The organism is Acidovorax sp. GW460-11-11-14-LB4 (assembly GCF_059423685.1).
The window spans coordinates 16,493-27,472 of the sequence record NZ_JBWKYJ010000068.1 but is presented as its reverse complement, the minus strand read 5'-3'; the positions used below and the strand labels follow the sequence as shown (position 1 = coordinate 27,472).

Sequence of the window (10,980 nt, the reverse complement as noted above, 5' to 3'; positions counted from 1 at the left end):
CCCCCCAGGTGGCAACCCCCGCGCCGGTGGCCGCTGTGGCTGCGCCCGTCGCGCCTGCAGCCCCTGCTGTCCCTGCCCCGGAGGTGCCACCGCCGCCCACATTGGCGGATGCTGAGGCGCTCACGCCCGCGTCCGACTTCAAACCGTTTGTGGCCCGTGCCGTGTCGCCTGAGGTGCGCAATCTGGCCATGAAAAAGCTGTTTGCCGACCCGCACTTCAATGTGATGGATGGCCTGGACATCTACATCGGCGACTACACCCAGCCCGACCCGCTGCCTGCAGGCATGCTGCGCAAGATGGCCAGTGCGCATGCACTGGGCTTTTTTGACCACGAGAAAAAGGCCGCGACCCCTGCGCAGGGTTTGCCAGGTGATGCTGCGCCGGACGCGGCCCCTGCGGCCGCAATATCCCCGCCGGACAGTCAGCCTCGGGATGATGCGGAGGCGCAAAGCCCCGCAGACGTGGCACAGTCCCAGGCATGCAACGCTGTTCCTAGCGTTCCCTCTAGCGAGCCTGAGGTGGCCCCACGCTCTGCCCAGGATGCGGTGGTCACGCCAGCCAGCCATACCCACAATGACCACGACGCTCATCTGCGACTGCAACCAGACGATGCCCCTCAACGCCAAGGCGTTGGGCGAGGCGCTGCATGAAGACCTGACCCTTCACTCCACCCTGTGCCGGCGCGACGCGGGGGCGTTCCAAAAGGCCATCCAGTCCGGGCAGGACGTGGTGGTGGCCTGCACCCAGGAGCAGCGCCTGTTTGGCGACCTGGGCCAGCAGACCGAGGGCGCGGTGTCGCCCATCCGGTTTGTGAACATCCGCGAAACCGGAGGCTGGAGCCGCGATGCTGCCAAGGCCAGCCCCAAGATCGCCGCGCTGCTGGCGGCCGCCCGGCTGCCCGACCCTCCGCCCGTACCCACGGTCACCTACAAAAGCACGGGCCGCTTGCTGATCATCGGACCGCTCGACCAGGCCGAGCAGGCGGCCGCCCTGGTTTCGGATGTGCTGGATGTGACGCTGTTCACCCAAGGCCCTGGCAATGCCGGTGGCGCGCAGGCACGGCGCTATCCGGTGCTGGGTGGCCGCATCACGGGCCTCACCGGCTGGCTGGGTGCGTTTGAGCTGCAATGGGCGGCCGACAACCCCATCGACCTGGACCTGTGCACGCGCTGCAACGCCTGCGTGGCGGCCTGTCCTGAAAACGCGATTGGCCTGGATTACCAGATCGACCTGACCGCCTGCCAGTCGCACCGCGCCTGCGTGAAGGTGTGCCAGGTGGCGGGCGCCATCGACTTCACCCGAGATACCACGGCGCAGACCGAGCGTTTTGACCTGGTGCTGGACCTGCGTTCATCCACTGCCACGCCCACCTTCCTGCAGCACGCGCTGCCGCAGGGTTACCTGCGCTGGGACGGGCGGGACCTGGGCACGCTGCTCAAGCTGCGCGAGCTGGTGGGCGAGTTCGAGAAACCCAAGTTTTTTGTCTACAAACAAAAGCTCTGCGCCCACAGCCGCAACGAAACCGTGGGCTGCAATGCCTGCGTGGACATCTGCTCGGCCGAGGCCATCAGCAGCGATAAGGGCCGCCAGCAAATCAAGGTGAACCCCAACCTGTGTGTGGGCTGTGGCGCCTGCACCACCGTGTGCCCCACGGGCGCACTGACCTATGCCTACCCCAGTGCGACGGAGCAGGGCACCAAGCTCAAGACGCTGCTGTCCACCTACACCGCCGCCGGCGGCAAGGATGCGGTATTGCTGCTGCACAGCCAGGAGCGCGGCCAGGCGCTGGTGGAAGAACTGGGCCGTGCTGCTCAGCTGAAGCTGGCGCACGGCGTGCCGGCCAACGTGATCCCGGTGGCGCTGTGGCATACGGCCAGCACGGGGGTGGACCTGTGGCTCAGCGCCATGGCCTATGGTGCATCGCAGGTGGTGGTGTTGAGTACCGATGAAGAAGCGCCGCAGTACCTCGAAGGCCTGCAGGCGCAAATGGACGTGGCGCAGGCCATCCTGCGCGGCCTGGGCTACACCGGCACCCATGTGCAGTTGCTGCGTGCCAACCACCCCACCGCGCTGGATGCTGCACTGCAGACCCTGGGCCAGACGCGCCAGAAGACCCCGGCCGTGGCTGCACGCTTTGCGGTGGCCCAAGAGAAGCGCAGCACGCTGGAGATGGCACTCGACCACCTGATCGAGCAGGCCCCGATGCCCGTAGACGAGCGGCCTGCGGCCATTGCTCTGCCTGCCGTGGGGTCGCCGCTGGGCACGATTGAAGTCAACAAAGATCGCTGCACCCTGTGCCTGAGCTGCGTGAGCGCCTGCCCCGCCAGTGCGCTGCAGGACAACCCGCAGATGCCGCAGCTGCGCTTCATCGAAAAGAACTGCGTGCAGTGTGGCCTGTGCGCCACTACCTGCCCCGAAGACGCCATCACCCTGCAGCCGCGCCTGCTGCTCACGCCCGAGCGTGCACAGCTGCGTGTGCTCAACGAGGCCAAGCCCTGGGCCTGTGTGCGCTGCAGCAAACCCTTTGGCACGGTGAAAGCCATCGAGGCCATGCTGGGCAAACTGTCGGGCCACCCCATGTTCCAGGGCGAGGCGCTGGAGCGGCTGAAGATGTGCAGTGATTGCCGCGTGATTGACCTGTATTCCGCACAAAATGAGACGAAAGTGACCGACCTGTGAGCGCTCCATCCACCTTGACCCCCCTGGGCGGCAGCTCTGCGCTCGATGAAGAAACCGCCCGCGCCGAGCTGTATGGCTTGTTGTCGCAGCTGTACTACGCAGCGCCCAGCCCGGAGCTGCTGTCGGCCTTGCGGGTGGCAGTGACGGAGGCGCCTGCCGATGGCGGCTTTTTGCAGGAGCCCTGGCAGCAACTGGTGGCGGCGTCGCGTGCGCTCAGCGATGCTGCCATTGCGCAGGAGTTTGACCGGCTCTTTGGTGGTGTGGGCAAGCCCGAGGTGTTTTTGTATGGCTCGCACTACCTCAGCGGGTTTCTCAACGAGAAGCCGCTGGCGCGTCTGCGTACCGATCTGCAGCAGCTGGGCCTGGCGCGGGACGAGACCATGCCCGAGACCGAGGACCATGTGGCCTACCTGCTGGAGGTCATGCGCTACCTGATCGCTGGAGACGATGTAGCTGTCTGCAACCTGACATCGCAGCGTGAATTTTTTTCAACGCATCTGCAGCCCTGGGTTCTTCAGCTCTGCGATGCCTTGGCCGCACAGCCGCAAGCACGGTTTTATGCGGCTGTGGCGCACTTCACGCGGGCCTTTGTGTCGGTGGAGACCCAGGGCTTCGACATGTTGGATTGATCCCTCCAGATGCTCGTAAACCCTCGATATGCCGCTACAAAAGATGAGTGTGTTACTGGGAGTTGTAAAGCCCGATGGCGGGTTTTTACACACTGACATAGACTGTATGAATTCCGTTTCATAGCTGCCAGCCTTTCTGGAGACAAGCATGCAGAACAGCCAGCCAAATTCCTCCCGCCGGAGCTTCTTTTCCGGCGCCGCCACCGTAGGGGCTGCTGCAGCAGCCGTGGTGGCACTCCCCCATGTCGCGCCGTCCGATGCCGTGGTGTCCGAGCCCGCGCGCGTCGCACCCGAAAAGGGCGGTGGCTACCACCTGTCTGCCCGCGTGAAGCAGTACTACAAGACCACCCAACTTTGACATCGGGGCACGCCATGTTGCTAACCAAGAAGTCTTCTCATTCTGTGCAGGGCAACGGCTCTGCATCGCCTTTTGTGCACAGCCTGCGCCGTGGCCTGTCGCAGGCCCTGCCCACCATGGACCGTCGCTCGTTCCTGCGCCGCTCTGGCCTTGGAGTGGGCGTCGGTATCGCGGCGTCGCAGCTCACGCTGGTCAAGAAATCCAACGCTGCCGAAGGTGCCAAGGTCGGCATCGGCGACAGCAAGATCGAAGTGCGCCGTACGGTGTGCACCCACTGCTCGGTGGGCTGCGCGGTCGATGCCGTGGTCGAGAACGGCGTGTGGGTGCGCCAGGAGGCGGTGTTTGACTCGCCCATCAACCTGGGTGCCCACTGCGCCAAGGGCGCAGCGCTGCGCGAGCACGGTCATGGCGAGTACCGCCTGCGTTATCCCATGAAGCTGGTCAACGGCAAATACGAGCGCATCAGCTGGGACACGGCCCTGAACGAAATCACGGCCAAGATGCAGGAGCTGCGCAAGGCCAGCGGTCCTGACAGCGTGTACTTTGTGGGTTCGTCCAAGCACAACAACGAGCAGGCCTATCTGCTGCGCAAGTTCGTGAGCTTCTGGGGTACCAACAACTGCGACCACCAGGCGCGTATCTGCCACTCCACCACGGTGGCGGGTGTGGCCAATACATGGGGCTATGGCGCCATGACCAATTCGTACAACGACATGCAAAACAGCAAGGTCGCTCTGTACATCGGCTCCAACGCGGCCGAAGCGCATCCGGTGTCCATGCTGCACATGCTGCACGCCAAGGAAACCGGCTGCAAGATGATCGTGGTGGATCCGCGCTTCACCCGCACGGCCGCCAAGGCGGACGAGTACGTGCGCATCCGCTCCGGTACCGACATTCCCTTCCTGTTTGGTGTGCTGTACCACATCTTCAAGAACGGCTGGGAAGACAAGAAGTACATCAACGACCGTGTCTATGGTATGGACAAGGTGCGCGACGAAGTGCTGGCCAAGTGGACGCCCGACAAGGTGGAAGAGGCTTGTGGCGTCAAGGAAGACCAGGTTTTCAAGGTCGCCAAGATGCTGCACGAGAACAACCCTGGCACCATCGTGTGGTGCATGGGCCAGACGCAGCACACCATCGGCAATGCCATCGTGCGTGCATCGTGCATCTTGCAGCTGGCTTTGGGCAACGTGGGCAAGAGCGGTGGCGGCACCAACATCTTCCGCGGCCACGACAACGTGCAGGGCGCAACCGACGTGGGTCCCAACCCAGACTCGCTGCCTGGCTACTACGGCCTGGCCGAAGGCTCGTGGAAGCACTTCGCCGCTGTGTGGGGAGTGGACTTCGAGTGGATCAAGAAGCAGTATGCGTCGCCCGCGATGATGACCAAGAACGGCATCACCGTGTCGCGCTGGATTGATGGTGTGCTAGAGAACAACGAGCTGATCGACCAGGACTCCAATTTGCGCGGCGTGTTCTTCTGGGGCCATGCGCCCAACTCGCAGACCCGTGGTCTGGAGATGAAGCGCGCCATGGACAAGCTGGACCTGCTGGTGGTGGTGGATCCTTATCCGTCCGCCACCGCCGCGATGGCTGCCATGCCAGGCAAGGCCGAAGATTTGAATCCCAACCGTGCGGTGTATCTGCTGCCCGCCGCCACGCAGTTCGAGACCAGTGGTTCGTGCACGGCATCCAACCGGTCGCTGCAGTGGCGCGAAAAAGTGATCGAGCCGCTGTGGGAGAGCCGCTCCGATCACATGATCATGCACCAGTTCGCCGAAAAGCTGGGCTTTGCCGCCGAGCTCTCCAAGAACTACAAGATGCAGAAGGTCAAGGGCATGGACGAGCCCGTGCCCGAGGACATCCTGCGCGAGATCAACAAGTCGGTCTGGACCATTGGCTACACCGGCCAGAGCCCTGAGCGCCTGAAGGCCCACATGAAGAACATGCACCTGTTCGACGTGAAGACCCTGAAGGCCAAGGGGGGCAAGGACAAGGAGACTGGTTACGACTTTGGCGGCGACTATTTTGGCCTGCCATGGCCCTGCTATGGCACGCCGGAGCTCAAGCACCCAGGCTCGCCCAATCTGTACGACACCTCCAAGCATGTGATGGAAGGCGGCGGCAACTTCCGCGCCAACTTCGGCGTGGAAAAGGATGGCGTCAACCTGCTGGCAGAGGACGGCTCCCATTCGGTGGGCAGCGAGATCACCACGGGCTACCCCGAGTTCGACCACGTGCTGCTCAAGAAGCTAGGCTGGTGGGACGATCTGAGCGATGCCGAAAAGGCCAAGGCCGAGGGCAAGAACTGGAAGACCGACCCCACGGGCGCGATCATTCGGGTGGCCCTCAAGCACGGTTGCCATCCATTCGGCAATGCCAAGGCGCGCGCTGTGGTGTGGAACTTCCCGGACGCCATTCCGCAGCACCGTGAGCCTCTGTATGGCACGCGTCCTGACCTCATGGCCAAGTATCCGACCCACGACGACAAGAAGGCCTTCTGGCGCCTGCCTACCCTGTACAAGAGCGTGCAGGAGAAAAACGTGGCCGACAAGGTGCACGAGAAATTCCCGCTCATCATGAGCTCGGGTCGTCTCGTGGAGTACGAAGGCGGCGGCGAGGAAACCCGCTCCAACCCCTGGCTGGCGGAGCTGCAGCAGGAGTCGTTCGTCGAGATCAACCCCAAGACGGCCGCCGACCGGGGCATCCGCAACGGCGAGCGCGTATGGCTCAGTTCTCCCACCGGTGCCCGCATCAACGTGCAAGCACTCGTTACCGAGCGCGTGGCACCCGATACTGTGTGGATGCCGTTCCACTTCTCGGGCCGCTGGCAAGGGGCGGACATGCTGGCGTACTACCCCAAGGGTGCGGCACCTGTGGTGCGCGGTGAAGCCGTCAACACGGCCACCACCTATGGCTACGACAGCGTGACCATGATGCAAGAAACCAAGACCACGATCTGCAACGTGGAACGCGCCTGATCGCGCCACGCAAGGAGACACACATGGCACGAATGAAATTCATCTGTGACGCAGAGCGCTGCATCGAATGCAACGGCTGCGTGACCGCCTGCAAGAACGAACACGAAGTACCGTGGGGCGTGAACCGCCGCCGCGTGGTCACCCTGAACGACGGTGTGCCGGGTGAAAAGTCCATCTCGGTGGCCTGCATGCACTGCAGCGACGCACCTTGCATGGCGGTCTGCCCCGTCAACTGCTTCTACCGCACCGAAGAGGGTGTGGTGTTGCACGACAAGGACGTGTGCATTGGCTGCGGCTACTGCAGTTATGCCTGCCCGTTTGGCGCGCCGCAGTTCCCATCGTCCGGCACCTTTGGTGTGCGCGGCAAGATGGACAAGTGCACCTTCTGCGCCGGTGGTCCTGAAACCCATGGCAGCCAGGCCGAGTTTGAAAAATACGGCCGCAATCGCCTGGCCGAAGGCAAGCTGCCCGCCTGCGCAGAAATGTGTTCTACCAAAGCCCTGCTGGCCGGTGACGGCGATGTGGTGGCGGATATCTTCCGCAACCGCGTGGTGCAGCGTGGCAAGGGCGCCGAAGTGTGGGGCTGGGGCACGGCCTACGGCTCACAACAGGCAGGTCAGCCTGCAGGAGGCAAGTCATGATGCAGCGCACCATACACATGACCTTGGTCGCTGCGGTGGCCGCCCTGGCATTGACGGGCTGCGGCGAGAAACCGCAGACCGGCGCGGGCATCCGCAGCGATGCCCCGTCTTACGCCGGCACCGGCAGCAACTTCACGCAGCCTGGCTGGAAAGCCGGCGACAAAACCAGTTGGGAAGCGCAGTTGAAAGCGCGCCAGCAGTACGGCCAGAACGAATACACCCGCACCCAGGCGAAGTGAGGTCCACCATGAAATACATCGTGTGGTCCATGGCCTTGGCGGCCAGCCTGGCCTGTGGGCTGGCTGGCGCCCAGACGCCGCCTGCTGCGCCCGACGCATCGGCGGCAGCTCCTGCAGCCACGGCTGCACCGGCTGCGGTGGGAGGCGTACAAAGCCAGAATATCTTTCAGGTCAAACCCGACGCCAGCGCTGATCCCAAATACTCGGAACAGACCAATGGCGAGCGCATGAAGGTGCAGCCCGGCAACAACGCGCCCATGTGGCGCCAGGTGGGGCAGGGCGTGACAGGCTACAGCAGCTTGCCTGTGACCCAGGCGCCCGAGGCGGGCAACCTGATCCAGCGCTTTGTGCAGTACCCCGGCTCGCGCTACACCAATGCGGGCGAGGCGTGGCGGCAAGTGCGCAACCACTGGATCATCCCCTACGGTGCGGCGCTGTTTGCCATCGTGTTGCTGGCTTTGGGCATCTTCTACTTTGTGAAAGGCCCGCTGGGGCATGAGCATCCCGACGGCACCGGCCCCCGCCGTATCGAGCGTTTCACCCCGTTCGAGCGCGCGGCCCACTGGGCCAATGCGTTTGCATTCGTCGCGCTGGCCATCTCCGGCATCGTGATGGCGTTTGGCAAGTTCTTCCTGTTGCCCATCCTGGGGACCACGCTGTTTGGCTGGTTGACCTATGCGCTCAAGAACGTTCACAACTTTGTGGGTCCGTTGTTTGCCGTGTCGCTGCTGGTGATCATTCTTACCTTCATCAAGGACAACATCGCCAACCGCGCTGACTTTGTCTGGTTGGCCAAGGGCGGCGGCATGCTGGGCAAGGGCAATCACGAGGTGCCCTCACACCGCTTCAATGCGGGCGAGAAGGGCCTGTTCTGGTGGGGCATCACCATCCCCGGCATCTTTGTGGTGGCCACTGGCCTGGTGCTCGACAAACTCATCCCCGGCTTTGGTGACGTGCGTGGCGACATGCAGATCGCCCACATGATCCACGCCACTCTGGCCATCTGGATGATGGCGCTGATCTGTGGTCATATCTACATGGGCACAGTGGGCATGAAGGGTGCCTACAAGGCCATGCGCACCGGCTATGTGAGCGAGGGCTGGGCCAAGGAACACCATGAGCTGTGGTATGACGATGTGCAGGCCGGCAAGATCCCGCGCCAGCGCAGCGCCAGCCAGTCAGCGACCGACGTAACAGCATCTGCGGGCCAGCAGCCCGCCCAGGTATGAGGATCCACTCCATGACGAGATCAAGCATCCGCACCTCTTTGCTGGCGCTGTGCGCGGCAGCCGTATGCACTGCGGCATCCGCCAAGCTGCCGGCCCCGTCCCCCGAGGCGGCCGCCAAGGCCGCCGAAGCGGCAGCCAAGGCTGCATGGGCTGGCAAGGTGGACAACTACAAGTTGTGCCTGTCGCAAGACAAGGTGGTCGCGCACTACCGCAAGACCACGCCTTCGGCCAAGCCAGCGGCTGCTACTGGTGCTGCATGCACGGACCCTGGTCCCTTCGCCTACACGCCGCCAGCGGCCAAGCCTGCGGAGGCTGCTGGTGCACATTCGCCACCTGGCACAGCCAGCAGCCCTCCCAGCACGCAGGTACCTGCCGCTGCAGCTGCACCGGCCTCCAAGTCCTGACACGCGCCCTGCCGCGCTGGGCTCGAAGCCGCGTTCCCTGGTGGGGCGCGGCTTTTTTTCTGGGAGCGATGTGCCAGGTGCATCGCCGAGCCAGCACTCGCAGGGCGATACGGCACCAGCCTGCCCCCTTGGTGCAGTGGGCCGGGCCACGCAGCGGTTCATTCCCGTGCGCTAACCGCCGTAGCACCACACTGCGTATATTTGCCCCATGAGTTCCAGTTCTTTGTCCACTCCTTCCGGTTTGTCCTCGCCCTCTCTGCCGCGCCTGACGCAGGCCCACGCCCCGCTGACCCATGCAGTGGAGGTCGTCAACGAACTGGGCGCACGGGAGCAGGTACAGATCCCCGCCGAGCGTCCGCTCACGATCTACGTGGACAAGCGCGAGCTCGTCACGCTGATGACACTGGGCGCGCAACCAGAGTTGCTGGTGCTGGGTTATCTGCGCAACCAGCGGCTGGTCGAATCGGTGCTCGACATCGAATCGATCACGGTCGATTGGGAGGTCCACGCCGCCGCTGTGCGCACGCGCCATGGCATTGCACGGATCGAAGAGCGCACGGCCAGCAAGGTCGTCACCACGGGCTGCGGACAGGGCAGCGTGTTTGGCGGGCTCATGGACGAAGTGGACCGCATCCAGTTGCCCGACGCCCGCCTGACCCAGGGCCAGCTGTACGGCATCGTCAACGCGATTCGCCTCAAGGAGACCACCTACAAGTCGTCCGGTTCGGTGCACGGCTGTGCCCTGTTCAAGGGGGAGGACTTGCTGATTTTTGTGGAAGACGTCGGCCGCCACAATGCGATCGATACCATCGCAGGTTGGATGTGGATGAATCCTGAGACGTGCTCATCCAGCGACTGTGCAGGAGACCCCGCAACCTCTCCCATGTCGGGGGCAGACAAGGTGTTCTACACCACCGGCCGCCTCACCAGCGAGATGGTCATCAAGTCGGCGCAGATGGGGGTGCCCATTGTGGTGTCTCGCAGCGGCATGACCCAAATGGGCCACGCCGTGGCCCAGCAGCTGGGCCTGTGCGCCATCGGGCGCGCCACCAACCGCCGGTTTGTGTGCTACAGCGGTACGCACCGCCTGGTACTGCAGCCAGAACTGGCCCAGGCACCGGTAGTGCCCCCTGCCCGGGCTGCTGGTGAAGTGTGAGGCGGCAGGGCTCAATGGTTTGCGCCCGCGCAGACGGGGTGGTGCTGGGGCCGTTGCCGCTCAATAGTCTTTGAGTCGGCCACCGCAGCGGCGTCGAGCACCATCGGCCCGCCTTGGCCTGCGGCCCATGCAAAGGCATGGGGCGAGACGAAAAAAAGCCGGCTACAGCGAGCCGGCTTTTTTCATGAGCCACAGGGCTCAATAGCGGCCGCCGCCGTAGCCGCCCGTGCCATAGCCAACGTCCGAGCGTTTGCTCGCACTGTAGCCATTGGCGCTGTAGCCCCCTGCGCCGCCACCTTCTTCACGGGGGCGAGCCAGATTCACCACAATCGAGCGCCCATCGACGGACATGCCGTGAAGCGCGCTGATGGCGGCTTGGGCCACTTCGGCCGACGCCATTTCCACAAAGCCGAAGCCCTTGGAGCGACCGGTTTCGCGGTCCATCATGACCTTGGCGGAGGACACATTGCCGAACTCGGCAAAGTTGCTTTGCAGGCTGGAATCGGTCACGGAATAGGGCAGGTTGCCCACGTAGATCTTGGTGCTCATGGAAGAGCCTTTCTGAAGGATGGCACGCAACGAAGGGCGCACCGTTGGGGTACAGCACTGTGAGCGGGAGCCCACGGCAACTGGGATGAGGACATGGAGCCTGCGGTCAGCAGAG

Annotated in this window: 11 protein-coding genes; 10 read left to right on the top strand and 1 reads right to left on the bottom strand. The window is 63.7% G+C overall.

All coding sequences use genetic code 11. The features are described from left to right. The 10 genes from AC07X4_RS19500 to AC07X4_RS19455 form a co-directional block, all read left to right on the top strand. A partial coding sequence (locus AC07X4_RS19500) for a DUF3306 domain-containing protein (RefSeq protein ID WP_494741013.1) occupies window positions 1-650 on the top strand: 650 nt, incomplete at its 5' end. Beyond that, complete coding sequence (locus AC07X4_RS19495) at window positions 610-2,679, top strand: 4Fe-4S binding protein (RefSeq protein WP_494741014.1); 2,070 nt, start codon at window positions 610-612, stop codon at window positions 2,677-2,679. The genes AC07X4_RS19500 and AC07X4_RS19495, both read left to right, overlap by 41 nt. Further along, window positions 2,676-3,308 carry a TorD/DmsD family molecular chaperone gene (locus AC07X4_RS19490; protein WP_192420211.1) on the top strand — a complete coding sequence of 211 codons (633 nt, stop codon included), beginning with the start codon at window positions 2,676-2,678 and terminating at the stop codon, window positions 3,306-3,308. The genes AC07X4_RS19495 and AC07X4_RS19490 overlap by 4 nt, the downstream gene beginning before the upstream one ends. A 148-nt stretch (window positions 3,309-3,456) precedes the next feature. Then, complete coding sequence (locus tag AC07X4_RS19485) at window positions 3,457-3,666, top strand: hypothetical protein (RefSeq protein ID WP_056058615.1); 210 nt, start codon at window positions 3,457-3,459, stop codon at window positions 3,664-3,666. 14 nt (window positions 3,667-3,680) lie between these two features. Further along, complete coding sequence (locus AC07X4_RS19480; RefSeq protein ID WP_056746763.1) at window positions 3,681-6,647, top strand: formate dehydrogenase subunit alpha; 2,967 nt, start codon at window positions 3,681-3,683, stop codon at window positions 6,645-6,647. Window positions 6,648-6,670: 23 nt separating this feature from the next. Beyond that, window positions 6,671-7,288, top strand: coding sequence for a formate dehydrogenase FDH3 subunit beta (gene fdh3B / locus AC07X4_RS19475; protein ID WP_055402827.1), 618 nt, complete (start codon window positions 6,671-6,673; stop codon window positions 7,286-7,288). Beyond that, on the top strand, window positions 7,285-7,527 hold the full coding sequence (locus AC07X4_RS19470; RefSeq protein ID WP_436077743.1) for a hypothetical protein: 243 nt from the start codon (window positions 7,285-7,287) through the stop codon (window positions 7,525-7,527). Before fdh3B ends, AC07X4_RS19470 begins: the two co-directional genes overlap by 4 nt. Before the next feature lie 8 nt (window positions 7,528-7,535). After that, on the top strand, window positions 7,536-8,756 hold the full coding sequence (locus tag AC07X4_RS19465; RefSeq protein ID WP_494741012.1) for a formate dehydrogenase subunit gamma: 1,221 nt from the start codon (window positions 7,536-7,538) through the stop codon (window positions 8,754-8,756). An 11-nt stretch (window positions 8,757-8,767) separates the two neighbouring features. Next, entirely contained in the window at window positions 8,768-9,160 is a 393-nt protein-coding gene (locus AC07X4_RS19460; protein ID WP_494741011.1) for a hypothetical protein, read from the top strand. Window positions 9,161-9,368: 208 nt separating this feature from the next. After that, window positions 9,369-10,316, top strand: coding sequence for a formate dehydrogenase accessory sulfurtransferase FdhD (locus AC07X4_RS19455; protein WP_494741010.1), 948 nt, complete (start codon window positions 9,369-9,371; stop codon window positions 10,314-10,316). Window positions 10,317-10,514: 198 nt separating this feature from the next. Here the strand turns inward: AC07X4_RS19455 and rbp are convergent, their stop codons facing one another. Further along, window positions 10,515-10,865 (bottom strand): RNA-binding regulator, encoded by a 351-nt coding sequence (gene rbp / locus AC07X4_RS19450; RefSeq protein ID WP_056058635.1) that lies wholly within the window; start codon window positions 10,863-10,865, stop codon window positions 10,515-10,517. Between the last annotated feature and the right edge of the window lie 115 nt (window positions 10,866-10,980).

Bases quoted from the DNA above. Each gene is read 5' to 3' on its own strand.
- AC07X4_RS19455 (WP_494741010.1), top strand. From the start codon at position 9,369: ATGAGTTCCAGTTCTTTGTCCACTCCTTCCGGTTTGTCCTCGCCCTCT.
- AC07X4_RS19470 (WP_436077743.1), top strand. From the start codon at position 7,285: ATGATGCAGCGCACCATACACATGACCTTGGTCGCTGCGGTGGCCGCC.
- AC07X4_RS19480 (WP_056746763.1), top strand. From the start codon at position 3,681: ATGTTGCTAACCAAGAAGTCTTCTCATTCTGTGCAGGGCAACGGCTCT.
- AC07X4_RS19460 (WP_494741011.1), top strand. From the start codon at position 8,768: ATGACGAGATCAAGCATCCGCACCTCTTTGCTGGCGCTGTGCGCGGCA.
- rbp (WP_056058635.1), bottom strand. From the start codon at position 10,865: ATGAGCACCAAGATCTACGTGGGCAACCTGCCCTATTCCGTGACCGAT.
- AC07X4_RS19495 (WP_494741014.1), top strand. From the start codon at position 610: ATGCCCCTCAACGCCAAGGCGTTGGGCGAGGCGCTGCATGAAGACCTG.
- AC07X4_RS19465 (WP_494741012.1), top strand. From the start codon at position 7,536: ATGAAATACATCGTGTGGTCCATGGCCTTGGCGGCCAGCCTGGCCTGT.
- AC07X4_RS19485 (WP_056058615.1), top strand. From the start codon at position 3,457: ATGCAGAACAGCCAGCCAAATTCCTCCCGCCGGAGCTTCTTTTCCGGC.
- fdh3B (WP_055402827.1), top strand. From the start codon at position 6,671: ATGGCACGAATGAAATTCATCTGTGACGCAGAGCGCTGCATCGAATGC.